The organism is Vagococcus changpingensis, assembly GCF_058211775.1.
Window position 1 is genome coordinate 122,771 of record NZ_JBYVZB010000001.1, and the last position, 25,937, is coordinate 148,707.

Sequence of the window (25,937 nt, forward strand, 5' to 3'; positions counted from 1 at the left end):
TAGGCGAAGACATTTCATAAAAATAATGGTAGAATAGTCTTTGGATTTAAGTATTTTTTACATAATAAAAAATACAAAAGTAAGTACAACTTAGTAAAGGTGGTTATGACTATGAAACGCATCGCTATTTTGACGAGTGGTGGAGATGCACCTGGTATGAATGCAGCTATTCGTGCGGTAACACGTAAAGCGATTCATGAAGGTATGGAAGTTTATGGTATAAACTATGGATTTGCTGGTTTAGTCGCTGGTGATATTCGTAAATTAGATGTTCCAGATGTGGGGGATATCATCCAACGTGGAGGAACTGTGTTGTATTCAGCACGTTACCCAGAGTTTGCAACAGAAGAAGGACAACTTAAAGGAATTGAACAACTCAACAAATTCGGTATCGAAGGTTTAGTTGTTATCGGTGGTGACGGTAGTTATCATGGTGCGTTAGCATTAACAAAACGTGGATTCCCAGCTGTTGGTATTCCAGGAACAATTGACAACGATATTCCAATGACTGATTACACTATTGGATTTGATACAGCAATTAATACAGTATTAGATGCAATGGATAAAATCCGTGATACTGCAACATCTCACGTACGTACATTTATTATTGAAGTAATGGGACGTGATGCTGGCGATATCGCTTTATGGGCAGGAGTTGCCGGTGGAGCAGATGATATCATTATCCCAGAACATGATTTTGATATGGCACAAGTTGCTAAAAAAATTCGTGAAGGTCGTGACCGCGGTAAAAAACATTGTTTAATTGTTTTAGCTGAAGGTGTGATGTCTGGTCATAAATTCGCTGATCAATTAGCAGAGTATGGTGATTTTCATGCACGTGTTTCGGTGTTGGGACATGTTGTTCGTGGAGGATCTCCATCAGCACGTGATCGTGTTTTAGCAAGTAAATTCGGTGGATTTGCGGTTGACTTACTAAAAAATGGTCAAGGTGGATTATGTATTGGTTCTGTAAACAATGAAGTTGTAGCAAATGATATCATTGAAACATTAGAACAAAAGAAACATCAGCCAGATTTGAGTTTGTATGATCTAAATCATCAAATCTCTTTCTAATACAAATAAAAAATACTAAGGAGCGTTTTTTACATGAAAAAAACAAAAATTGTTTGTACAATCGGTCCAGCAAGTGAATCTGTAGACACATTAGTTGAATTAATGAACTCAGGGATGAACGTTGCTCGTTTAAACTTCTCACATGGAGACTTTGAAGAACATGGAGCACGTATTAAAAACATTCGTGAAGCAGCAAAAATTACTGGTAAAACAATTGCAATTTTACTAGATACAAAAGGTCCAGAAATTCGTACGCATAATATGAAAGATGGCATTGTTGAATTAACTACTGGGGATATTGTTCGTATTGCAATGAGCGAAGTGGAAGGAACAAAAGAAAAATTTTCAATTACATATCCAGGTTTAATTGATGATGTTCATGTAGGAAGCCACATCCTTTTAGATGATGGATTAATTGACTTAGAAGTAATCGAAATTGATTCAGTTAACAAAGAAATCGTCACAAAAGTATTAAACGAAGGTGTATTGAAAAATAAAAAAGGTGTTAACGTACCAAATGTAAGTATTAACTTACCTGGTATCACTGAAAAAGATGCGGCTGATATTCGTTTCGGTATTGAAAACGATGTTGACTTCATCGCAGCAAGTTTCGTTCGTCGCCCAAGTGACGTATTAGAAATTACTGAAATCTTAGAACAAGAAAATGCGACACATATTCAAATTATTTCTAAAATCGAAAACCAAGAAGGTATTGATAACTTAGATGATATCTTAAAAGTATCTAGTGGTTTAATGGTTGCACGTGGTGACATGGGTGTTGAAATTCCAACTGAAAATGTACCAGTTGTACAAAAAGAAATGATTAGAAAATGTAATGCTTTAGGTAAACCAGTTGTTACAGCAACACAAATGTTAGACTCTATGCAAAAAAATCCTCGTCCAACACGTGCAGAAGCAAGTGATGTGGCGAATGCAATTTATGATGGAACTGACGCTGTTATGTTATCTGGTGAAACAGCTGCTGGGGAATACCCAATTGAAGCAGTTAAAACAATGAGAAATATTGCAGTACGTACAGAAGCTGATTTAACAGATCGTGATGCTTATGCTCTTAAATTACATAAAAAAACTGATATGACTGAATCAATTGGTCAAGCAGTTGGACATACAGCGAAAAACTTAGATATCCAAACAATTGTAGCGGCAACTCAATCTGGACATACTGCACGTATGATTTCTAAATATCGTCCAAAAGCTCATATTGTAGCCGCAACATTTACTGACCGTGTGGCCAGAAGTTTAGCATTAAACTGGGGCGTATTCCCAACTGTTACAACTAAACCAGATTCAACTGATGAGATGTTTAGTTTAGCAACTAAAATTGCTAAAGAAACTGGATTCTCTAAAGAAGGAGAGTTGATTATCATTACTGCTGGTGCGCCTATTGGTGAAAAAGGAACAACTAACTTAATGAAAATTCAGTTAATTGGTTCTAAATTATGTGATGGACAAGGAATTGGCGACACAGCCGTTTCTGCTAAAGCAGTTGTAGCAACTTCAGCTCAAGAAGCAAATGATGCTATGGAAGAAGATGCAATCTTAGTTGTAAAAACAACCGATAAAGAGTATATGCCAGCAATTAAAAAAGCTTCAGCTCTTGTTGTTGAAGAAGGTGGATTAACAAGCCATGCAGCGGTTGTGGCAATTGCGGAAAATATTCCAGTTGTTGTTGGAGTTGAAAATGCAACATCACTTATCTCAAGTGGTACTGTGTTAACAGTTGATTCACGCCAAGGATTTATCTATGCAGGCGAAACAACTATTTAATGAGTAAATGATGAGTGTTTGACACAATAAGAGTGGGAGTGGTTAGCTCCTGCTCTTTATTTGTCTACGTGTATAAAAAGCGGGTTAAAAAAATATTTTAAATAACTATGGCTTTTTTTTTTAGTGGTGTGTAGAATGGTTTAGATTAGACTTTTAGAAGGGAGAAAACATATGACAAATAAAAAAAATATGATGTATTTAGCCATTTCCAATCTATTTTTAGTGTTTTTAGGAGCTGGCTTAGTTATTCCGGTTATGCCAATGTTAAAAGAAGATATGCATTTATCTGGCTCAACAATGGGATTGATGATTTCTGTTTTTGCTGTTTTACAGTTAATTGTGTCGCCTATCGCGGGTAGTTTATCAGATAAAGTCGGTCGAAAATTAATCATTGCAGCTGGTATGTTAATCTTTGCAGTATCTGAATTAATTTTTGGTTTAGGCCAAGTCGTTAGTTGGTTGTACATCTCTCGTGGACTTGGTGGGATTGCTGCGGCACTAATCATGCCATCTGTTACCGCGTACGTAGCAGACGTCACAACATTTGAAGAACGTCCAAAAGCTATGGGGTTAGTGTCTGCCGCCATTAGTGGTGGATTTATTATTGGACCCGGAGTTGGTGGATTTTTAGCTCATTTTGGAATGCGAGTGCCTTTTTTTGCGGCAGCTCTCTTATCTTTTATCGGGTTTATTATGACAATGTTAATTTTAAAAGAGCCTAAGAAGCAATTAGTACATGGTCAAGTTGCAGAAAAAGGTTCTGTTATGGATATTTTAAAAGATCCTATTTTTACATTTCCGTTCATCGTGATTTTAATTTCATCATTTGGTTTACAATCATTTGAGTCCATCTATAGTATTATGGCAACAATCAATTTTAATTTTAGTACATCAGAAATTGCTGCGATTATTACAGTTAGTGGGGTATTAGCCTTAATTTGTCAGGTCGTTTTCTTTGATGGCATTATCAAGAAAATTGGTGAGGTCGGATTAATTCGAGTGTCATTTTTTGCGAGCGCTATATTCGTTGGTGTTATAGCTTTCACCGATAGTAAATGGGTTGTTGTATTATCCACTTTTGTTGTGTTTTTAGCGTTTGATTTGTTGCGACCAGGTATTACAACGTACCTATCTAAACATGCAGGAGATAGACAAGGGACAGTGAATGGATTAAATTCAACCTTTACCAGTTTTGGAAATATATTAGGACCAATGGCTTCAGGGATGTTATTTGATATCAATCATTTTTATCCATATTATGTGTCAGCAATTGTTTTATTAATAACTAGTTTTTTATCATTAATGTGGAAAAAAGAATTACCAGAAAAATAAGAGATAATTGAGCAGTGACTCAGTTATCTCTTTTGTTATGTACGTTATAACATATGATGAAATCAAATAGCTCATGGTAGGGATTATTTACTCTATTACAGTATTAATAAACAGATTAAATCGATTGAAGAAAAAGTTTGATTGGAATTTTTAATAAACTAATGAATAAATTATGATATAATGTGAGAACAACGAAAGGATGAACAGAATACATGAAAGAATTAATAGGTAGTGTGTGGAGCGGATTAATTATTGATGAAAACGATCAGTTGTTTTTTGTGCAAAAAAATGGTGTGACATTTCATTTAAATAAATCTGAAGGCGAGTTTAAAATAGGAGACATAGTAGAAGGGTTTGGATATGAAAATCAAAAACATGATCGAATTTTTACGACTAATATTCCAGATATTCAACAACATAAATTTGGATTTGCTGAAGTAGTTGATTCAAGACGTGACTTAGGCGTGTTTGTTGATATTGGATTGCCAGATAAAGAAGTCGTGGTGTCGCTTGATGAATTACCAGAGATGAAACCATTATGGCCTAAAAAAGGCGATAAATTATTAGTGAGATTATCAGTTGATGAAAAAGCAAGACTTTGGGCTAATTTAGCAGATGATATGACATTTTTAGCTATGTCAAAAGCAGCGGATGAAGAAACAATGAAAAATAAAAATATTACGGGGGTGGTGTATCGCTTAAAAATGGTGGGAACGTTTGTCTTGACAGATGACCATTATGTGGCCTTTATTCATCCATCTGAGAGATACGAAGAACCTAGACTTGGACAAATTGTTGAAGGCCGAGTGATTGGTGTTCGTCCAGATGGCATGCTAAATATGTCTTTAAAACCAAGAGCGTATGAAGTTATTTCTGATGATGCACAAATGATTTTAACATTTTTAGAACGTTCTAAAGATGGCATGATTCCATTTAGTGATAAATCAACACCAGAGGAAATCAAACAAACTTTTGCTATCAGTAAAGGTCAATTTAAACGAGCGTTAGGCTCATTGATGAAAGAAAAAAGAATTACTCAAAAAGATGGTAAGACATACCTAATAAAAGATGAAACATCTAATTGAGAATAGGTTGATTTTGTACATTAGATAAATTATAATCTATATAAGGTCATTTGGTTTTTAAATGATAATAATTATAAATAAGGATGTGCAAGCTACTATGGAACAGCAAAGCCTTGCGTTACAACGGATAAAAGATCAATTGTATGAAGCAAACTATAAACTAACACCACAACGTGAAGCCACAGTACAAGTGTTGTTAGAAAATGAGAAAGATCATTTATCGGCTGAAGAAATCTATATGCTCGTGAAATTAAAAACACCTGATATTGGTTTAGCGACTGTTTACCGTACGCTTGAAATGTTGACAGAATTAAGTATTTTAGATAAAGTGAATTTTAATGATGGTCTAGCAAGGTATGATATGCGAAAAGAAGGTGCCAAACATTTTCATCATCATCTTCTTTGTTTAGAATGTGGAAATATCGATGAAATTGAAGAGGATTTATTAGGTGAGGTTGAAAAGATAGTCGAAAATCGTTACTTTTTTAAAGTAACAGATCATCGCCTAACCTTTCATGGTATCTGTCAGGCTTGCCAAAAAAAAACAAGTGATTCTAATAAATAGATCACTTGTTTTTTTTATTCTATATAAAGTGGCGGATGCTCCCTTCTTAAAAAATCCTCTCTATTAGGAACATAGAGAAATTTAAAATTGTCAGCATCAATATGAATCGATGGGTTAACTAGGTAATTTTCTTTTTCAAAAAAAATAATTTGCTCACTGACCAATCCTCTGACTAACTCAAACTCTATTGGTAAAATAATTTGTTTTGTTAGTTTTTTGGTTGTTCTGTTTATTAGATTAAGTTTCACCATAATAACAGGATTTAATGGCCTTTTTTCATAGAAAATTCGTTTAGATTGTTTGTATTCTGGATTGTTTTTGTTGATGATTGGGCAGGTTGCTGTAGTAAGCGATTGGTTTTCTAAGATGATATTGAGATCATCTCTTGTGGCACTTGTTAACGCAATAAGTTCAAACTCTTGATTTAATAAACGTTTTACCTTAGCGTCTTTACTGAAAAATTCTTGTTTAGCAAGTTCAGATAAATGTTCATCAACTTTTTGACCAACGTATTTTTCTGCCTCTTTACATTCTTTTATAAATGATTGGTAGATAGGCATTGATATAAAGAAAAATCCCATAATAGAAAAAAGGATTAGGAATATCGGAGCAGACCACCAAGGAAATGGGAAGTCAACCATAACAAATATTGTGAGAATGAGAGAAACAGGTATGACAAAAATTAATGACAGATAAAAGTATGTTTTTTTATGTTGATAAATAAGTTCAAATTCATCTGTATAATTTTGACTATTTATGTTTAAAAAATCTAATAGTTCAATGTTTTTATATGTTTCTTTCTTTGGAAACACCTCTGATCCTCCTTCCATTTGACCAATATGTTTATTGTATAATTTAACGATTGAAATGTCTATGTAAAATAAAAAAATTCGCATGATATTTTAAAGATAGTATTTGCCATTAAAAACTGTTAAAATAATTACTATTGACTGGAGGCTCGTTATGAAAACATACATTGAAGACTATTTATATTTTTTAAAAATTGAACGTGGCTTGTCACAAAATACCATTGTGAGTTATCAACGGGATTTAAACCAGTATCAAGCATACTTAATTGAAAAAAATATTTCTTCAATAGATGAGGTTGATCGGTTTGTGATGATGGATTTTTTGACTTATTTAAAAGAGTCTGGAAAGTCATCTACGACAATCATTCGCATGGTTTCAAGTTTGAGAAAATTTCATCAATTTCTTCGTCAAGAACGCTACACTGAATCAGATCCTATGCAATATATTGATACGCCGAAAAAAAGACAAACGTTGCCTAAAACATTATCCATAGAAGAAGTCGAAAAAATTATAGAATCCCCTGATACGACAACGATATTAGGCATAAGAGACAGAGCAATTTTAGAAGTGATGTATGCGACTGGGCTTCGTGTAACAGAGTTGATTACATTAACATTGAGTGATTTGCATTTATCTATCGGGTTGTTAAAAACGTTAGGAAAAGGGGATAAAGAGCGAATTGTTCCTTTAGGGGATCAAGCAATTCATTGGATTAATAGGTATTTAGAGGAATCTAGACCTGAGCTGTCAATTAAAAATAAAACAGATCTTTCAAATGATTTTTTATTTTTAAATTATCAAGGGAAAGGTTTTTCCAGACAAGGTATTTGGAAAAATTTAAAAGTCTACGTGAGTCAGGCAGGTATTACTAAAGATGTAACACCACACACGTTACGTCATAGTTTTGCCACTCATTTATTAGAAAATGGAGCTGATTTACGTATTGTTCAGGAATTGTTGGGACATGCAGATATTTCAACCACACAAATTTATACACATATTAGCAAACAACGTTTGGCAGACGTGTATAAAGAGCACTTTCCAAGAGCGTGAGGGGACAAAATGGAAGAATTACAGGTAAAATTGGATATTTTTGAAGGGCCACTTGATTTGCTGCTTCATTTGATTAAAACTTTGGAAATAGATATTTATGATATTCCAATTGCTGAGATTACAGAGCAATATATGACATACATTCAAACGATGCGTACGCTTGATTTGGAAATTGCAGGGGAATTTTTAGTAATGGCAGCTACTTTGATGTCGATAAAAAGTAAGATGTTATTACCGCAAGAAGTCATAGAGCTGGACGAAGATAGTGAATTCGAAGCAGTTGATCCAAGAGAAGCGTTGGTTCAGCAATTACTTGATTATAAAAAATTTAAGTATGTTGCCACTGTGCTTAAAGAAATGGAAACAGAACGTGGGGATTATTTTACGAAAGAAGTCACTGATTTATCTATGTATCAAAAAGAAGCAGTGCCACTTGAACCAAATGAAATAACAACCATTGATTTATTTTTAGCGATACATGATGTGTTGAGGCGAGCTAAAGAGATGGAACCACTTGAGACAAATATAGTCATGGAAGATTATACAATTGATGATCGCATTGGTTTTGTGATGTCTAAGATAGAGAAGTTATCTAGTGGAGAGTCCGTGTTATTTACAGATTTATTTACTCATTATATACGCTCAGAAATTGTTATGACATTTTTAGCTATATTAGAGTTAATAAAAAATAGAGAATTGGTTGTGAAACAATCAAGTAGCGATGATATGATTAAGATTTATAAAAAAGAAGGTACAACAGATGTTAGTTCAGAAAATTGAAGCACTATTATTTGTTTCAGGTGAAGAAGGCATTCGTATGAGCGAATTAAGTCATCTAACACAAGAAACAACGGCAAACGTTTATCAAGCTGTAGAAGAATTAAAAGAAAAATATGATATAGATACTAGCAGTGCGTTGACTATTTTAGAAGTCGGCGACCGATTTATGATGACAACTAAAAAGAAAATGGCAGAATTATTAAAACATTACGCACAGTCATCTGTTAATCAAAAATTATCAAGAATAGCTTTAGAAACGTTAGCTATTATTGCTTATAAGCAACCCATTACTCGTTCAGAAATTGAACAGATTAGAGGGGTTCAAAGTTCTGGATCAATCCAACGATTAGTACATAAACAGTTGATCGAAGAAAAGGGACGAGTAGAAGGTCCTGGACGAGCAATTTTATACGGAACAACGGCTTACTTTTTTGATTATTTTGGATTAAAAAGTATGGATGATTTACCAGATATTCATGAGTTGGGTGAAGAATTAGATGAAGATAATGAGTCAACCAATTTATTTTTTGACCGATTTAAAGAGCAATTTGATGAGAAGAAAGAAGAGTGAAAAGAATGGAACGATTACAAAAAGTGATGGCACATTGTGGTGTGGCGTCAAGAAGGAAATCAGAAGAATTAATCCAAGCAGGGCGTGTAACAGTTAATGGAAAGAAAGTAACAGAATTAGGTATTAAAGTGACCCCATCTGATAAAATTGAAGTTGATGGAGTCCCAATTTATCAAGAACAGCCAGTTTATTATTTATTTTACAAACCAAAAAATGTCATTTCAGCTGTTTCAGATGATAAAGATCGCCCAGTTGTTAATGACTACTTTACAAGAGTACCTGAACGTATTTTCCCAGTAGGACGTCTAGATTATGATACATCTGGTTTATTATTAATGACTAATGATGGCGAGTTTGCCAATTTATTGACGCATCCAAAACATGAGATTGATAAAGTTTACGTAGCAAAAGTAAAGGGTATTGCAACAAAAGAGGCATTAAAACCATTACGCAATGGTATTCGTATTGAAGGGCGAAAAACGGCGCCAGCTAGATTTAAAGTGCTATCAACTGATCATAGAAAAGGAACGTCAGTTGTGGAATTGATTATTCATGAAGGTCGTAATCATCAGGTAAAAAATATGTTAGCTGCAGTTAATTTACCTGTTATGAAATTAAAACGTGAAAAAGTTGGAACGCTTGATTTAGTTGGGTTAAATCCTGGTGATTACAGAGAGCTGACTAGAAAAGAAGTGAGTCAGTTATATGTTTTGGCTAATAAAGAGTAAGTTTTTATTGATTTTTTAAATAATTAAGATATAATAAACTTATAAAAATATTAAAGGTCGTCTTCACGGGCAGGGTGTAATTCCCGACCGGTGGTTAAAGTCCACGAACCATTTATCTTATGATGAATGGCCGATTTGGTGAAATTCCAATACCGACAGTTAGAGTCTGGAGTAAAGAAGATAGGGCTTATTTGAGTATACAATCAAGTAAACCACTGTTTTTTTGTGCGCGTAAACGGCAAGAAAGCAGTTTTTTTGTGTACTTGATCCAAGTCTTTTCCGGGGATGGTCCTGAATAGGGGGATTTTCTTATGAACACAGGTAAGACAGAAAAAATGGTGACACTGTCATTATTGGCGGGGATTGCGTATCTTTTAATGTTTCTTGAGATACCAATTTTACCAGTATTTGGGTGGCTAAAATTAGATTTTAGTGACATTCCAATTTTAATTGGCACATTTTTATATGGTCCAGTTAGTGGTATTTTAGTAGCATTTATTCGTTCAACGCTAAATTTCATCACAAGTGGTGGAAATCTAGGAGCTTTAATCGGTAACGGAGCTGGATTTTTAGCAACAGTATGCTACTTGTTGCCAATTTATGGCTTAATGAAGAAACAACATACAAATAAGAATTTAATTAAAGGCATTATGTATGCCACAGTTTTAATGACAATTTTCATGAGTGTAGCAAACTATTTTGTTATTACACCATTTTATCTAAATGTATTGGGAATGGATTTTGGTATGTCTATTGCAACCATGATTCTTTACGGTATTATTCCTTTTAACCTTATTAAAGGAACAGCAGTTGGGGTGGCATTCTTTGTTGTTTACAAAAAAGTCATACCAGTACTTGAAAAAAGACTCGCAAAAAAAGTTAGAAATTAAGTTATTAAACAACCAGATGATGGTTGTTTTTTTGTTATCGCTAAAATAGTTTATAAGAAAATATAAAAATTAGACAAATATGTTTGAAATATTTGTAAACTTAATTTAATATATGTTATATATCGTTTTTTTATAGAGGAGTATGAACATGCGCAAAAGAAAATATATCAAAGGGATTGATGGCTTAAGGGCAATCGCAGTCATCGGGGTCATCCTATACCATTTGATGCCCCAATCGGTATCAGGAGGTTTTTTAGGAGTTCCTTTATTTTTTGTCATTTCAGGCTATTTAATGACAGACATACTCCTATTTGAGTGGGAAAATAGACAAAAAATTAAACTTAGCGATTTTTATGTTAGACGAGTCAAGCGAATTTATCCTTCCTTAATTGTTCTCTTTATTGTAACAGGAAGTGTGTTTGCATTTATTTCTCGCAAATACTTATTAAATTTTAAAGCAATTATTGCCTCGAGTTTATTTAATGTTAATAATTTTTGGCAGATAGCGAATGGTTTTTCTTATTTCGATCGTTTTTCGAATGAGTCACCTTTTACACATTTGTGGTCTCTATCGATTGAGGGGCAGTTTTATCTATTTTGGCCCATTATTTTAGCGATTTTATTGTATAAAGTAAAAGATTATAAAAAAATAAATCAATTTATTTTATTTATCACTGGGTTATCGGCTGTGTTGATGATGACATTTTATACACCAGAATCCATTAATCGCATTTATTATGGAACAGATACGCGACTTTTTTCGGTCATGTTAGGGTCATCCTTAGCTTTTTTATTAAGAACGCAAGAAGAAAGAATAACCTCAATTCATTTTGGAAAAAAACTATTAGTTTTTATCACTGGACTTATTTTAATAACAGGGTCGTTTGTTCTTTATTCTGATAATAATGCTTTTGTTTATCGTGGTGGTATGTTGTTATTTAGTGTGATTGCAATGATTGTTTTAGGATTAATTGTCGAAATAGAAGGATTTAGTAACGCGTTAACTAATCCAATCATTCGTTGGATAGGCTCTAGAAGTTATGAAATTTATTTATGGCAATTACCTGTTATGGTTGTGTATACAGATCAACTAAAATGGGATGGAACAAATGCTCTCATGCATGGCGTGACTCAGTTAGTAATCATTGGTATGTTATCTGAATTAACGTATCGTTTAGTCGGTCGTTTAAGACGGATTGGTACTATGAAAGAGTTGATTGGGTTAATTGAATCACTTTTCAAAAAAAATGTTCCTGTTTTAGTGGTACTAGTATTATTTTTAGGAACCTTTGTATATGGCGTCGCTGTTTCGCCATCAGGTAAAATGGATTCTGCTGTTGCGCTTCAAAGGAAATTAGAGCAAAATAAACAGGCTGTTGAGCAACATAACAAAGAATTATCTCAATCGAGTGAAAAAAAATCCGCGTCAAAGACCAATACATCGAGTAGTGAACAAACAAGTACAACAGAAACGTCTGATAGTTCAGAAACAAACTCACCTTCAGGTCTTAGTTCCGTTCAAAAAGAGAAAATTGCTAAAGTTTCTCTGGGGGCTGTAGGAGATTCTGTGTTACTAAGCGCTGCACCAGAGTTACAAACTTATTTTCCAAAGAGTCATATTGACGCAGAAGTTGGTCGTCAATTAGTTGATAGTCAAGAGATTTTTGAAAAGTTAAATAAAAATAAACAGCTTGGTGACGTGGTATTAGTCGTTTTAGGTACAAATGGTAGTTTTAAAGAAAGTGATATTGATAAAATGATGCAGCAAATTGGTAATAGGCCAGTCTTTTTTGTCAATACTTTAGTTGATAGACCTTGGCAAGCATCTGTAAATGATACGTTAGCTAAGGCTGCTGCTAAATATGATAATGCCCATTTGATTGATTGGAAATCTTATGCAGAAGGTCATAGAGAGTGGTTTGATGAAGATGGTATTCATTTGGTTCCAAATGGTGGGGAATATTTTAGTGAACTAGTAGCAACAGAAGTATTAAAAGTATTACCGAATTAAAAAAACCTACAGCTTTCATTTCAGAAAGCTGGTAGGTTTATTTTTTTAATTCAATAGCACGAGTAGGGCACTTTTGATAAGCAGATAATATTTCTTCAGGTAATGGATCTTTAAAATTAATGTCTAATTGATCGCTGTCTTTGAATCGTACGATGCCATTGTCATAGTAATCAAAAACATCTGGTGCTTTTAATTGACACAAGCCACAAGCAATGCATTTTTCTGGTATAATTTTACATAGCATAAAAAAACTCCTTTGAGGTGATAGTTTTTGTTCATAGAAGATGTGATATTATATTGTTTTAAATCAGGTGAGGTGATGCGCTACTCTACATTGTACCATCTTTTAAAAGGTAAGAAAACAACCTCTGTTTTGAGTTACGGAAAATTATACACTCTACTAGATTATTTTTGTTTGTTTCCTAAATTATCTAAGTCGCAATTTAATTCAAGTATTCATTCGCTGATTCAAAAGGGTCATCTACAGCAAATGGATAGTCAATTGGTTAAGATAACGAATCAGGGTAAAGACATATTAAAATATAACGTATTGTCTCAACTTTCTATCAAAGGATTTCATTTTTATAAATATGATGACGTCTTTTGGCAACGTTTATTGTTCGTGTCACAGGTTATTTCTTATAAAAGCTATCAGAACGCAGATTATTTACCAATTGATAATGATCCTATACACCAGTTACAAGTCAAACAATGGTTATTTCAACATAATAGTGATCAGCTAGTAAAAGAATTTTTTAGCGAATGGGAGCAATTAATCAAACACTTAACTGAAGAGGAGCAAGATATGTTGGTAGGACAATTAGTTGGCCATGAGGTGGTTGGTTATACGCTGTCCCAGTTAGCTTTACAAAAAAATTATGATAAAGTATATGCGTATCTACTTTATAAAAGTGCACTTCATAAAATGTTGATACAGATAAATGACTCTTGTGATTATTATATATTGATGAACTCGCTAGTTGATATGGTAGAAAAAGAAAAAGAGCAAGATACAGTTGATTTAACGGATTATTTACTATCAAAAGGGCATACTATTAAACAAGTGGCACATATGAGACGTCTGAAGGAAAGCACTATTATGGATCATTTTATTGAAATAAATATGAGTAAGCCGTCTGATGAATACATGTCTTACATACCAAAAGAAGTGTGTCAACACTTAGAAGATTATCTTAAAGAATACCCCAATTATAAGAGTTGGAAGTATTCGCAAGTCGTCTCAAAGATACCGACCTTAACATTTTATGAGTTTAAGTTTTATCAATTTTATTTGTGGGAAAAAAAGGGGGGTAAGTAGTGGCATTAGATAAATTTTTAAAACAAAGATTTGGATTTGACCTGTTTCATCAGGGACAAAAAGAAACTATTGAGTCTATCTTAAATGGACAATCAACTCTATCTATTTTGCCAACAGGGGCTGGAAAATCTTTGTGTTATCAATTTCCAAGTTACTATCAAAATAATGGACAAACGATTGTTGTGTCTCCTCTAATTTCTTTAATGGAAGATCAGGTATCCCTTTTAAGAAAACAAGGTGAAAAATCAGTTATAGCAATAAATAGTTTATTAGAAAAACGGTCAAAAAAATATGTATTAACTCATCTCAATCACTATCGTTTTATTTTTATCAGTCCAGAATCCTTAAGCCAACCTGATATACTCGCGTATTTTAAATTATTACATATCAGTTTACTTGTTGTTGATGAAGCACATTGTATTTCCCAATGGGGTCATGATTTTAGACCAAGTTATTTGGCGTTAAAAACGATTAAAAATCAATTGGGAAATCCTTTGATTTTAGCATTGACTGCTACGGCGACTGCTGAAGTGAAAAAAGATATTTGTGAGCAATTATTTGAAGAAAATCAGTATGTCGAGATTTGTGAGTCGGTGAATCGTGAAAATATTTACTACCAAGTAGTTGAAACAGATGATAAACTCCTTTACTTAGAGTCTTTTTTGGCGGATAAACAAGTACCGGGAATCATTTATTTTTCTAGTAAAAAAGAAGCAGATAGAGTGGCTGAATGGCTCAACCAAAGGCTTCCCTATACCGTACAAAGCTACCATGCTGATTTGTCTAATGATGATCGTATTCGAATTCAGGAGCAATTTATTTATGACGAGGTACGTGTATTGTGTGCAACGAGTGCATTTGGCATGGGAATTAATAAGGTGAATATTCGATTTGTGATTCATTATCATTTACCAAATAGCTTAGAAAATTTTGTTCAGGAATCAGGTCGTGCGGGTCGAGACGGTCACCAAAGTTTATCTTTAATTTTATACCAACCTGGTGATGAACAGATTCATTTTTTCTTGCAGGAGCAAACATATCAAGAAAAAGAGGATTTATTATTTTTAGAAAATAAATCTGTTGAAGAACGAAAACTATTTGAGTTAGCTATGACTGAAGGACAAAAAAAATGGTTGAATCAAATTGACATGACCCATCAAGGGTGGCTTTTTTATAAAGAAAACTTAATGAGAAAGAAGAGACAACATGAATTAAACCTTTATAACATGATAGAATATTGTCAGAGCAACCATTGTAGGCGTGAGTTAATACAACATTATTTTGGTGAATACCAAGATAATGGACAGCAGAATTGTTGTGATAATTGCCAACATGAACAACCTGATATCAATGTGTTTAGAACAGAAGAAAAAAAAGTAGGAACATTCATAAATTCACAAGATAAATTAGAAAAAATGTTTTTTTTAAGGTTTTAGAGCGACATATTGTGCTAATTATGATAAAATGGTTTCAGATATTTTGAGGAGGTAGTATTTTTGAGTAAGGATAAGAATAATTTAACAGAAGATAAAAAAGAAGAATTAAACGAGCAAGAATCTTGGGATCAAGAAATATATGAAGATGATGGTTCAAGAACTAATAGACGTTCTAAATCTGAAAAAAGAACCTGGTTTGTAGTCAGTATTATTGTGATATTATTTTTGATTGTCTTAATTCCTACTGGTGCCATTATTTATTCTCAAATGAGTGGAAACTTAAATAGTGGGAAAACGGCATCACCAACTAGTTCAACGAGTGTTGTTAGTAGTAGTACTACAAAAGAATCTGAAACAAAATCAACCGAGTCAGCAAAATCTAGTACTGAAATGACAGAATCTTCATCTACTACTGTAGAAAGCACTTCTGAAACATTTAGTGATGTGGAAGTACCTAAAAATGACCCATCAACAAGAGGTCAAGTTACTCAAAATGAAACAGAGCAAAATCAAAATGATCAAACTAATACACAAAATCAAGGTCAACCAGCATCTCAAACCCCTGGTGGTGGAACTGTGTCATATGGTCAAGGAGATAGCACAAGATCATTATGGAAAATTTCTCAAGAAGCTGGTATTACTTTAGACCAACTTTATCAATTAAATCCAGGTGTGACAGCTGAAAATGTCCAACCAGGGCAAGCAATCAGAGTGAAATAATAATCATTTAAGTCGTCTTAGGGCGGCTTTTTGATTAGTGTAAAAAGGAAGAGGAAAGACGTCGATGAGTAAACAGATTCAAGTGGCAATTGATGGACCAGCATCTGCTGGAAAAAGTACGGTAGCAAAAATTTTAGCCAAAAAAATGGGATATATTTATTGTGATACAGGCGCAATGTATCGCGTTGTGACGTATCATGCTTTAGAACATAAAATTAATTTAAAAAACACTGACGAATTAATGAATGCTTTATCTCATCTAAACATTTCTTTTGATTATGTTGAAGGCATTCAACATGTTTATGCTAATGGAGTGGATGTAACAGATGCGATTCGTATGCCAGACGTAACAAACCATGTGTCTGAAGTGGCGGCTATTAAAGAAGTCAGACACGAATTAGTTAATCGTCAAAAAAATATATCAGCTTCGCAAAATATTGTGATGGATGGTCGAGATATTGGAACGGTTGTATTACCGGATGCGGATTTAAAAATATTTTTAGTTGCAAGTGTTAAAGAAAGAGCGGAACGTCGCTATAAAGAAAATAGAACAAAAGGCATTATGACAAGCCTAGACGAACTACAAAAAGAAATAGAAGATAGGGATTATTACGACTCACATCGGAAAGAGTCTCCTTTAGTTCAAGCAAACGACGCAATAAAAGTGGATACAACAGGATTATCTATAGAAGAAGTTGTAAAAGTTATAGAAAATGAACTTAAAAAGGTAATTTCATCTCAAAATAATAGATAATACTAGTAAAGTCTTTTTATTTTATGTAGAATATAAGTAAGTAGTAAAAATCAAGTAAGTGTTGCTTAGGAGGATAAGGATATTATGGCAGATGAAACAATGTTAGATGCAATTGAAAGTGTTCAAGATGTAAGAGTTGGTGATTTAGTACAAGGTGAAATTTTAGCCGTTGATGATAATAAGCAAGCTGTTGTTGGCATTATCGGTGCTGGAGTTGAAGGTGTCATTCCTTTAAAAGAATTATCAACGATTCCAGTGGAAAACGTCACAGACGTTGTTTCAATTGGTGATATTATGGATTTAGTTGTTATTTCTGAAATTGGAAAAGACAAAGAAAATGGTAGTTATCTATTGTCTAAACGTCGCTTAGATGCACGTAAAGTATGGCAAGAAATTGAAGATAAATTTAAAGATGGTGAACTAATCGAAGGACCTGTCACAGATGTTGTTAAAGGTGGGTTAGTGGTAGATGTTGGAGTGAGAGGATTTGTTCCTGCATCAATGGTATCTGATCACTTTGTATCAGATTTTTCTGAATACAAAGGTCAAACCTTAACGTTTAAAATTGTTGAAATTGAACCATCAGAAAACCGTCTAATCCTTTCTCATAGAGCCGTATTAGAAGCAGAAAAAGCAAACGCAAAAGAAGAAGTTTTTGGTAAATTAGTTGCCGGTGACGTGGTGACTGGTAAAGTGGCTCGTTTAACAGACTTTGGAGCTTTTGTTGATTTAGGTGGAGTGGACGGATTAGTTCATGTGTCTGAAATTTCACATGCTCATGTGTCAAAACCATCCGATGTTTTAACTTCTGGTGAAGAAGTGACCGTAAAAGTATTAAGCGTTGACCCAGAAAAAGAACGTGTGTCATTGTCAATTAAAGAAACATTGCCTGGACCATGGGATGATATTGAATCAAAAGCAAGTGTTGGTTCAGTCTTGGAAGGAACAGTGAAACGATTGACAACGTTTGGGGCATTCGTTGAGGTATTACCAGGCGTTGAAGGATTGGTTCATATTTCTCAAATCTCACACAAACATATTGCAACACCTCATGAAGAATTAAATGAAGGTGACGTAGTCCAAGTGAAAGTACTTGATGTGTCTGAAGAAAATAGACGTATTGGACTAAGTATTAAAGCCCTACAAGAAAAAGAAGACGAAGTAGTTGTAGAAGAAGACGATTATGTTATGCCAGAAGAGTCAACAGGCTTTACATTAGGTGATGTGTTAGGTGAAGATTTAACAGGTAAATAAAAAAACGTCAGCTTACGAGCTGACTTTTTTTATGAATTATTTGACATTTACCTTGCACCAACCGTGGCTTCGGGTTAAACTACATAAGAATAAAAAAGTAAAAGGATAAAGGAGGAATGACTATGTCAATCCCTACACTAGCGATTGTTGGACGTCCAAACGTTGGAAAATCAACCCTGTTCAATCGTATGGCTGGAGAGAGAATTTCTATCGTGGAAGATGTTCCTGGTGTCACTCGTGATAGAATTTATGCCCATTCTGAATGGTTGGGACGTGAATTTAGCATTATTGATACTGGTGGAATCGAGATGAGTGATGAGCCTTTTATGGATCAAATTAAACACCAAGCTCAAATAGCTATTGAAGAAGCAGATGTGATTATTTTAGTGACAAGTGGTCGTGAAGGAGTCACTGATGCGGATGAATATGTGGCTAAGATATTATATAAAAGTGATAAACCAGTCATTTTAGCAGTAAATAAAGTAGATAATCCTGAAATGCGTAGTGATATTTATGAATTCTATTCACTTGGATTAGGCGAACCAATCCCTGTTTCAGGAAGTCACGGTATTGGCTTAGGGGACGTGTTAGATGAAGCCATTAAACATTTTAAACCAGTTGAAGCTGAGGAAGAAGACGATATTATTCGTTTTAGTTTGATTGGTCGACCAAATGTTGGAAAATCATCTCTTATTAATGCCATGCTAGGTGAAGATAGAGTAATTGTTTCTAACGTTGCTGGAACGACACGTGATGCGATTGATACGTCTTTTGTCTCAAATACTGGCCAAGAGTTTATCATGATTGATACTGCTGGTATGAGAAAAAAAGGTAAAGTCTATGAAAATACGGAAAAATATAGTGCGATGCGTGCAATGCGTGCGATTGACCGCTCTGATGTGGTATTAGTTGTATTGAACGCAGAAGAAGGAATCCGTGAGTATGACAAACGAATTGCCGGATTTGCTCATGATGCAGGGAAAGGTATTGTGATTGTCGTCAATAAATGGGATACATTAGATAAAGACAATCATACGATGAAAGAATTTGAAGAAGACATTCGCTCTGAATTCAGATACCTTGATTATGCCCCAATAGTCTATGTATCAGCTAAGACAAAACAACGTTTGCATCAATTACCTGAAATCATTGAGACAGTGAGTCAAAATCAAACATTACGTATTCCATCATCTATTTTAAATGATGTGATTATGGATGCAGTGGCAATCAACCCAACACCGACTGACAAAGGGAAACGTTTGAAGATATTTTATGCGACACAAGTTGCCATCAAACCACCCACCTTTGTTGTGTTTGTTAATGAAGAAGAATTAATGCATTTCTCTTACTCAAGATTTTTAGAAAATCAAATAAGACGTGCTTTCGAGTTTGAAGGAACGCCTATTCGAATCCTTACAAGACGAAGAAAATAGATTATTTTAACATACTATTTTTATTTTTGCAAAAAAAATTAAAAAAGCTAAAATATCAATCATTTCTTTGATTAACCTTGCTAAATCAATGTTCTTATGGTATCTTTGTTTAAGAAATATTGTAATCGAATATTTCTACTCATGCCTATTGAGTGATTCAAAAGCATGATTTAGAAAACATGATGTCACATAAAACATCGAATCTTTTTCGAGGAGGTGAAATTAATAATGGCAAATAAAGCAGAATTAATCGAAAAAGTTGCAGAAGCAACTGGATTAACTAAAAAAGATGCGACAGCATCAGTAGACGCTGTATTTACTTCAATTCAAGAATTTTTATCTGAAGGTGAAAAAGTTCAATTAATCGGATTCGGAAACTTCGAAGTACGTGAAAGAGCTGCCCGTAAAGGACGTAACCCACAAACAGGTGAAGAAATTCAAATCGCTGCAAGTAAAGTACCTGCATTTAAACCAGGTAAAGCGTTAAAAGATGCAGTTAAATAAAACTGTTAAAGCAAGTATCGAATTTTTGATACTTGCTTTTTTTTATAAAGTTAAACGAATTTCTAGGAAAAAACATAGAAATCAGATAGAATGGATTAGACAAATAGAATGAGGGTGATTATGATGCATTGGATTTCAGTATTAATCGTAGGAAGTATTATTGGTGCAGTTGCAACATTAATAACAGGAAAAAAAGACTCACAAGGTTGCTTATTTAACCTTGTGGCAGGGTTATTAGGCTCTGCAATCGGACAAAAAATGTTTGGTGATGATTGGGGAGGACAATTAGCTGGTATGGCGTTGGTTCCTTCTATTTTAGGAGCCATTATTATTGTTGCCATTGCTTCTATTTTCCAAAAAAAATAGAACATCACAGATGAAGGAGAAAAAATATGTCATATAGTAAACAAATGTTAGAAGCATTATCATCTGGAGACTTAGCTCAAGCGACGGTTTATTTTAATGAAGCTTTGTCACAGGATTTACCAGAAGAAAAATTACAATTAGCAGATAATTTGTATCAACTAGGCTTTCTTGAAGAAGCGAGCACGTTGTTTAAAGATTTGTTGACTCTTTATCCTAATGAAGATAGTTTGAAAATATCTTTAGGAGAAATTGCGATTGAAGAAGATAAGCTAGAAGAGGCGTTTGAATGGTTAGAACAAATTAAGCCAAGCAGCGAATTATACGCACAAAGCTTATTGACGTTAGCCGATATTTATCAAATGATGGACATTCCTGAAGTGAGCGAACAAAAATTAAAAGAAGCTAAAACGATACTGCCAAATGAGCCATTGATTGATTTAGCACTAGGAGAATTATATTTCTCAACTGAAAGCTATCAAAATGCTATTACAACGTATGAGATGATAAAAGAAACGTACCCAACCTTTGAGTCGCCAATTGATTTAGATGAGCGTATAGGAGTATCTTTGTCAAGAATTGGGGAGTATGAAGAAGCAGTGACCTTTTTAGAATCTGCTATTAAACAATCTGAAACAGTGGAGCGATTGTTTCAGTTGGCTCTTTGTTACTATCAAATTAGAGAAAATGAACGCAGTATTCAACTTTTAACAAAAGTTAGCGAGATGAATCCTGAATTTAATCAAGTTTATTACCCATTGGCACAAATCCTGTTTGATGAAGGACGATATGATGACGCATTAGAAGTAGCTGAAAAAGGAATTCATGTTAATCCTTATGATGTGTCTGTCTATCATTTAGCGTCAGAAGCATCTTATCAACTAAATCAAAAAGACCAGGCAAAAATGTATTTAGAAGAAGTTATCTCATTGGAATTAGATAGTGATATTTCAAAACTAAAACTAGCTGAACTGTTATTGAAAGAGGAAGAATATGAAGAAGCCATCCATTTAGTTTCGACATTAGATATTTTAGATCAAGGTGAAGCCTATTGGTACTTAGCACAAGCTTATAATGGTTTAGAAGAGTATGCAGATGCGAAAAAATATTATGAGTTAGCTCATCCATATATGGATATTGACGCTGATTTCTTAAAAGATTATGGTATCTTTTTACGAGAAGAAGGACAATTAGACAAATCAAAAGAGGTATTACAAGCCTATTTGACAATGGTTCCAGATGATTTGATGATTGTTACAATGTTGGAAGAGTAGTGAAGAATATGATTAATTTAGAGGACAAACGAGCCTTTATCACCTGGCTATTGGAAACTATTACGCTAAAAGAAAAAGAAGCTTATTGGATTTTAAATTATTTACTTAATCATGATGCCATACTTAATCGCGTCGTGTTTGTTGAACAAGCAGATAAAACGCCTAGAGGTCTTGTGATAGCCGCTACAAGGGAAAATCAGGATGGACTCGTTTTATTTAAAGAAACCCAGCCTTTTACTGATGCCCAACAAATATTTCATGAGATTAGAATGAATTATAAAGATACCTTATACATCGAAGTTTATTTCGAACATCGTGAATTCAATCAATTGTATCAAACAGTCACAGAAGATAATCCGTTTCTTAGTGCGTTTGATTTGATTCCAACAGAGATGTTTCATCGTATAGAAAACGATTTTAAACAAAAACAATCCGAAAAAGAAGAGGAATATTTATTAACCAAAATAAATGATGCGATTGACTCAAACAATCAACAAGAGTTTATTTATTGGTCAGATGAATACCAAAAAAGAAAAAACAAAAGTGGTGGATAATCTCCCTTACTTTTGTTTTTTTGCTTGTTCATGTAACTCTTGCAATTCTTTATAAGTAAAGCCTTCTCCTGAGACTTCATTGATGTTGAAAAAAGTCATAAAGGCACGCGGATCAATTTCATAACAAATTTCTTTGATACGACTCATCTCAATAATGCTTGCAACACAATAAACCATTTGTCTACTTTCTTTTGAAAAGCCACCTTCGCTATTAATATAGGTTACACCGCGATCTAATTCTTTCATAATGGTATCGCCTATTTGTCTATCATGGTCTGAGACAATAAAAACGGCCTTAGCACCATAGGACGCATCTTGTACAAAATCCACCACTCGGCTGAATACAAAGACAGCAATCAGCGTGTACATCATTTCTTTAAGTGATAAATAGCTTAGAGACAACAGTAAGACACATATATCTAATGTAAACAACGATCGTCCAATCGTCATACCTAAACGTCTCTCGATGATACGAGCAATAATGTCTGTTCCACCAGTCGTCCCACCATATTTATACACGATTCCACTACCAATTCCACCGCAAATCCCTGCAAGAAGTGCGGCAATTAAAATATCGTTATCAACAGAAATGTTTAAAGGTATTTTTTGCCAAACCCACAAGTTTAATGACAAGGATAAGGAACCGACTAATGTTAAAATAAGTGGTTCTAATCCGAGTAACTTTAGTCCAACCAAAATAAGCGGAATATTTAAAATAAGGGTAGTCAGTGCAGGGTCAACATGAAAAAGATTATAGACAATCAATGCAATTCCCGTCATCCCGCCTTCAGCTAACTTGTTTGCTATATTAAAATTAACCAAACCAAAGCTAAAAATACTCGCTCCAATAAAAATCATGATACAATTAATAAAAAATTGCCTGTTTATACGCATAGTTTGCCCCCAAAAACCATATTTACATCATTTAGTTTCATCTTATCATTATTGTCTAAGGAGGGCAACAAGGGCAACAGATAATAAAAACTAGGTGTATTTTGGAATATTTTTAAAAGGAGTTTGTCATGGAAAAAATAGAGAAGTTAACTCAAATGCAAAAAGAAGTGGATGATTACATCCAACAATTTAAAACAGGCTATTTTTCCCCTCTTGCTCAAATGGCAAGATTAACCGAAGAAATGGGAGAATTAGCTAGAGAGATTAATCATTACTACGGAGAAAAACCAAAAAAATTAACTGAGAAGCCAAAAACAGTAGAAGAAGAATTAGGCGATGTTTTCATTGTTCTGTTAATCATGGCGAATTCTTTAGACATTGATTTAACAAAAGTATTTGAAGATAACATGAAAAAGTTTTATGCTAGAGATAGTCATCGCTTTGAACGAGTGGATGAGGGAAAAAGTATGAAGTAGAAAGTTGATAAAAATGAAAATAAATGAGTTACCAATCGAATTTAAACAAGCGTTACCAGTCATAAAAGAAATCAATCGTCATGGCTATGAAGCTTATTTTGTTGGTGGAAGTGTCAGAGATATGATTCTACATCAGACCATTCATGATGTTGATATTGCAACAAGTGCGTTTCCAGAAGAAATTAAAGAGATATTTCCACGAACAATTGATGTTGGTATTGAACATGGTACAGTCCTTGTTTTATATCATCAAGATCAATATGAAATTACCACATTTCGTACGGAGTCAACCTATCAGGATTATCGACGACCCGATAAGGTGACGTTTGTTAGAACTCTTGAAGAAGATTTAAAACGACGTGATTTCACCATGAATGCCTTAGCTATGACACTTGATGGAGAGATTGTCGATTTATTTGAAGGCATCGAATCCATTCATGAAAAAGAGATTAAAGCAGTCGGGAATCCTGATGAACGGTTTAGTGAAGATGCTCTTCGAATGATGCGCGCCTTGAGATTTGCTAGTCAATTAGATTTTAATATTGAAGTGAAAACAGAAGAGGCGATAGCCAAAAATCATTTATTACTCGAAAAAATTGCCATTGAACGCATTTATATTGAATGGGTTAAATTGTTAATGGGGTCCCATCGGAAAAAAGGATTACGTCCTTTCGTTGAAACAAATTGTTATAAATGTTGCCCAGAATTATCGAATAAAAAAGATGAGTTGATGAGTTTTTCAGATGTTAACCCTACGATGTTGTTAACAAGTGAAGAATTAGCTTGGAGTTGCCTATTAATTGCATTAAAAGAGACAAAGATTAAATCATTTTTTACAAAATGGAAAGCATCAAAACACTTATCTAACGTGGTTAGTCAAGTAGTCACGTATTATAATCATCGTTTGGAAAAAGACTGGGATGCTCAATCTTTATATGATGCAGGGGTAGAAGTTATTTCTTTAGTTGAACAAGCAAGAGCCTTCTTTAGCTTGTCAAATGATGAAACATTGTATTTAGAAACATATGATCAATTACCTATTAAATCAATGACTGATTTGAGTATTTCAGGTCGTGATATTTTATCATTTACTAATAAAAAGCCAGGACCTTGGTTAGGAAATGTTTTATCATTTAGTGAAAAACAAGTGTTGAATGGCCATTGGGAAAATGATAAAGCCACGTTATTAAAAAATATCAACGAAATGGTGGTGGATTAGATGGATTATGACATGATATTTGAAGTCACAAAACGATACACAGCAAAAGAATTAGGATCAGGAACATTGAATGTATTAGGCACCCCTGGTCTTATTGCAATGGTTGAGAATGTTTGCATGAATGCTATTGAAAAAGATTTAGAAACAGGATATACCTCTGTGGGCTCTTCAATTGACATTAATCATATGCGACCTTCCATAACAGGGGCATTAATTAAAATCATTGCGACATTGAAAGAATCTGATGAAAAATCTTTTCATTTTACTTATAAAGCATATGACCAAGATAGATTGATAGCTACAGGAAAGCATACTCGTGTTAAAGTAAATACCATGACATTTATGGAACGTATTAAATAGTAATAGATATAATTTGTGAAAAGATTAATAAAGTTGTTTATTTTTTTTATTAATCATGTTACAATAAATGTGTAAGAAAGATGATAAGTTTCTAATTGGAAAGAGGAGATCATTTATGGCAAAAACAATGACAGGTTTTAAATTTTATTTCAGAAATGGTGAAACATGGACAATAGACCGTGAATGCATTGGCGATTTATGGATTAGTAAAGTATCAACAAGTTATGGACGTATCAATGGAAGTGATTTTCAAAAAATTAGACCATGTGAAGGGTTTAAAATTGAGATTTTAAGTGAAGCAGATCATGTCCAAACAGATGACATTAACTTAGGTGGATTAGAGTCAGGTATGTTTGAACGTGCGACAAAATATCAAGATATTGAAAAAATGGATATTGTTTTTGATGATGGAACAAGTGATTTAATTTACTTCCCATATAAAGATAAAGAGACACCTGGTCAAGAAGGATTAGATAATGTTCATCAAACAACAAAAATATCTAAAAATGGTCATTTATATATTGTTATTGATGAAAAAAAATCAGTTGATGAGGTTTATGGAGAATTTTTATAAAATTAAATTATGTTTAGTTAAAGAGTTATGTCACTTTGACATAACTCTTTTTTATGTTTTTAAATTCACAAGGAACTCTAAAAAAATGCATGCAAAAATAATTAAAAAACACGCAAA

General features: G+C 33.7%; 28 protein-coding genes and 1 riboswitch. Of the genes, 25 read left to right on the plus strand and 3 right to left on the minus strand.

Translation table 11 applies throughout. The features are described 5' to 3' along the window. The first annotated feature begins 111 nt into the window (after positions 1–111). From pfkA to fur, 5 genes are all read left to right on the plus strand, one after another. A complete protein-coding gene (gene pfkA / locus AC37UB_RS00675; protein WP_117972122.1) occupies positions 112–1,074 on the plus strand; it encodes a 6-phosphofructokinase in 963 nt (320 codons plus the stop codon). A 33-nt stretch (positions 1,075–1,107) separates the two neighbouring features. Next, on the plus strand, positions 1,108–2,862 hold the full coding sequence (gene pyk, locus AC37UB_RS00680; protein WP_117972123.1) for a pyruvate kinase: 1,755 nt from the start codon (positions 1,108–1,110) through the stop codon (positions 2,860–2,862). Between the two features lie 171 nt (positions 2,863–3,033). Continuing rightward, complete coding sequence (locus AC37UB_RS00685; RefSeq protein WP_117972124.1) at positions 3,034–4,194, plus strand: MFS transporter; 1,161 nt, start codon at positions 3,034–3,036, stop codon at positions 4,192–4,194. A 212-nt stretch (positions 4,195–4,406) separates the two neighbouring features. Beyond that, positions 4,407–5,279, plus strand: coding sequence for a CvfB family protein (locus AC37UB_RS00690; protein WP_117972125.1), 873 nt, complete (start codon positions 4,407–4,409; stop codon positions 5,277–5,279). Positions 5,280–5,376: 97 nt separating this feature from the next. Then, positions 5,377–5,844 carry a ferric iron uptake transcriptional regulator gene (gene fur, locus AC37UB_RS00695; RefSeq protein WP_117972126.1) on the plus strand — a complete coding sequence of 156 codons (468 nt, stop codon included), beginning with the start codon at positions 5,377–5,379 and terminating at the stop codon, positions 5,842–5,844. Positions 5,845–5,858: 14 nt separating this feature from the next. On the opposite strand, the gene AC37UB_RS00700 is transcribed toward fur, so the two are convergent. Beyond that, a complete protein-coding gene (locus tag AC37UB_RS00700; RefSeq protein ID WP_490685152.1) occupies positions 5,859–6,656 on the minus strand; it encodes a hypothetical protein in 798 nt (265 codons plus the stop codon). A gap of 151 nt (positions 6,657–6,807) precedes the next feature. On the opposite strand from AC37UB_RS00700, the gene xerD reads away from it, so the two are divergent. The 6 genes from xerD (at position 6,808) to AC37UB_RS00730 (ending at position 12,687) form a co-directional block, all read left to right on the plus strand. Beyond that, positions 6,808–7,707 (plus strand): site-specific tyrosine recombinase XerD, encoded by a 900-nt coding sequence (gene xerD, locus AC37UB_RS00705; RefSeq protein WP_490685153.1) that lies wholly within the window; start codon positions 6,808–6,810, stop codon positions 7,705–7,707. Positions 7,708–7,716: 9 nt separating this feature from the next. Then, positions 7,717–8,487: a segregation/condensation protein A gene (locus AC37UB_RS00710; protein WP_490685154.1), complete on the plus strand. Its 771-nt coding sequence runs from the start codon at positions 7,717–7,719 to the stop codon at positions 8,485–8,487. Beyond that, positions 8,468–9,058, plus strand: coding sequence for an SMC-Scp complex subunit ScpB (scpB, locus tag AC37UB_RS00715; RefSeq protein ID WP_490685155.1), 591 nt, complete (start codon positions 8,468–8,470; stop codon positions 9,056–9,058). Before AC37UB_RS00710 ends, scpB begins: the two co-directional genes overlap by 20 nt. 5 nt (positions 9,059–9,063) lie before the next feature. Beyond that, positions 9,064–9,786, plus strand: a complete 723-nt coding sequence (locus AC37UB_RS00720; protein ID WP_117972131.1) for a pseudouridine synthase — start codon at positions 9,064–9,066, stop codon at positions 9,784–9,786. 55 nt (positions 9,787–9,841) lie between these two features. Then, a riboswitch (FMN riboswitch) is annotated at positions 9,842–9,972 on the plus strand. Between the two features lie 125 nt (positions 9,973–10,097). Then, the gene (locus tag AC37UB_RS00725) at positions 10,098–10,676 is read left to right on the plus strand and encodes an ECF transporter S component (protein WP_490685156.1); all 579 of its coding nucleotides are present in this window, start codon (positions 10,098–10,100) and stop codon (positions 10,674–10,676) included. Between the two features lie 148 nt (positions 10,677–10,824). Further along, on the plus strand, positions 10,825–12,687 hold the full coding sequence (locus AC37UB_RS00730; RefSeq protein ID WP_490685157.1) for an acyltransferase family protein: 1,863 nt from the start codon (positions 10,825–10,827) through the stop codon (positions 12,685–12,687). A gap of 37 nt (positions 12,688–12,724) precedes the next feature. Here AC37UB_RS00730 and AC37UB_RS00735 read toward each other — a convergent pair whose 3' ends face one another. Further along, entirely contained in the window at positions 12,725–12,931 is a 207-nt protein-coding gene (locus AC37UB_RS00735; protein ID WP_117972134.1) for a ferredoxin, read from the minus strand. Positions 12,932–13,006: 75 nt separating this feature from the next. Here AC37UB_RS00735 and AC37UB_RS00740 point away from each other — a divergent pair, with 75 nt between their 5' ends. The 10 genes from AC37UB_RS00740 (at position 13,007) to AC37UB_RS00785 (ending at position 22,297) form a co-directional block, all read left to right on the plus strand. Next, on the plus strand, positions 13,007–14,005 hold the full coding sequence (locus AC37UB_RS00740) for a YpbB family protein (protein WP_490685158.1): 999 nt from the start codon (positions 13,007–13,009) through the stop codon (positions 14,003–14,005). Further along, positions 14,005–15,441 carry a RecQ family ATP-dependent DNA helicase gene (locus tag AC37UB_RS00745; RefSeq protein WP_490685159.1) on the plus strand — a complete coding sequence of 479 codons (1,437 nt, stop codon included), beginning with the start codon at positions 14,005–14,007 and terminating at the stop codon, positions 15,439–15,441. Before AC37UB_RS00740 ends, AC37UB_RS00745 begins: the two co-directional genes overlap by 1 nt. 60 nt (positions 15,442–15,501) lie before the next feature. Beyond that, a complete protein-coding gene (locus AC37UB_RS00750; RefSeq protein ID WP_241698914.1) occupies positions 15,502–16,161 on the plus strand; it encodes a LysM peptidoglycan-binding domain-containing protein in 660 nt (219 codons plus the stop codon). Positions 16,162–16,225: 64 nt separating this feature from the next. Next, on the plus strand, positions 16,226–16,915 hold the full coding sequence (gene cmk, locus AC37UB_RS00755) for a (d)CMP kinase (RefSeq protein ID WP_117972138.1): 690 nt from the start codon (positions 16,226–16,228) through the stop codon (positions 16,913–16,915). Between the two features lie 84 nt (positions 16,916–16,999). After that, the gene (gene rpsA, locus AC37UB_RS00760) at positions 17,000–18,169 is read left to right on the plus strand and encodes a 30S ribosomal protein S1 (RefSeq protein WP_117972139.1); all 1,170 of its coding nucleotides are present in this window, start codon (positions 17,000–17,002) and stop codon (positions 18,167–18,169) included. Positions 18,170–18,291: 122 nt separating this feature from the next. After that, positions 18,292–19,602, plus strand: a complete 1,311-nt coding sequence (der, locus tag AC37UB_RS00765; protein ID WP_117972140.1) for a ribosome biogenesis GTPase Der — start codon at positions 18,292–18,294, stop codon at positions 19,600–19,602. Between the two features lie 228 nt (positions 19,603–19,830). After that, positions 19,831–20,106: a non-specific DNA-binding protein Hbs gene (locus tag AC37UB_RS00770; protein WP_071457044.1), complete on the plus strand. Its 276-nt coding sequence runs from the start codon at positions 19,831–19,833 to the stop codon at positions 20,104–20,106. 123 nt (positions 20,107–20,229) lie between these two features. After that, a complete protein-coding gene (locus AC37UB_RS00775; RefSeq protein WP_117972759.1) occupies positions 20,230–20,472 on the plus strand; it encodes a GlsB/YeaQ/YmgE family stress response membrane protein in 243 nt (80 codons plus the stop codon). A gap of 26 nt (positions 20,473–20,498) precedes the next feature. Continuing rightward, on the plus strand, positions 20,499–21,743 hold the full coding sequence (locus AC37UB_RS00780) for a tetratricopeptide repeat protein (RefSeq protein WP_490685160.1): 1,245 nt from the start codon (positions 20,499–20,501) through the stop codon (positions 21,741–21,743). Positions 21,744–21,751: 8 nt separating this feature from the next. Beyond that, positions 21,752–22,297 (plus strand): YpiB family protein, encoded by a 546-nt coding sequence (locus tag AC37UB_RS00785; RefSeq protein WP_117972142.1) that lies wholly within the window; start codon positions 21,752–21,754, stop codon positions 22,295–22,297. Positions 22,298–22,303: 6 nt separating this feature from the next. Here AC37UB_RS00785 and AC37UB_RS00790 read toward each other — a convergent pair whose 3' ends face one another. Beyond that, positions 22,304–23,191, minus strand: coding sequence for a YitT family protein (locus AC37UB_RS00790; protein WP_117972143.1), 888 nt, complete (start codon positions 23,189–23,191; stop codon positions 22,304–22,306). A 128-nt stretch (positions 23,192–23,319) separates the two neighbouring features. Between AC37UB_RS00790 and AC37UB_RS00795 the strand changes: the two genes are divergently transcribed. The 4 genes from AC37UB_RS00795 (at position 23,320) to AC37UB_RS00810 (ending at position 25,820) form a co-directional block, all read left to right on the plus strand. Further along, on the plus strand, positions 23,320–23,667 hold the full coding sequence (locus tag AC37UB_RS00795) for a nucleotide pyrophosphohydrolase (RefSeq protein ID WP_117972144.1): 348 nt from the start codon (positions 23,320–23,322) through the stop codon (positions 23,665–23,667). A gap of 13 nt (positions 23,668–23,680) precedes the next feature. Continuing rightward, on the plus strand, positions 23,681–24,886 hold the full coding sequence (locus AC37UB_RS00800) for a CCA tRNA nucleotidyltransferase (RefSeq protein ID WP_490685370.1): 1,206 nt from the start codon (positions 23,681–23,683) through the stop codon (positions 24,884–24,886). After that, positions 24,887–25,246, plus strand: coding sequence for a thioesterase family protein (locus tag AC37UB_RS00805; RefSeq protein ID WP_117972146.1), 360 nt, complete (start codon positions 24,887–24,889; stop codon positions 25,244–25,246). Between the two features lie 115 nt (positions 25,247–25,361). Continuing rightward, the gene (locus tag AC37UB_RS00810; protein ID WP_117972147.1) at positions 25,362–25,820 is read left to right on the plus strand and encodes a hypothetical protein; all 459 of its coding nucleotides are present in this window, start codon (positions 25,362–25,364) and stop codon (positions 25,818–25,820) included. The last annotated feature ends 117 nt before the right edge of the window (positions 25,821–25,937 follow it).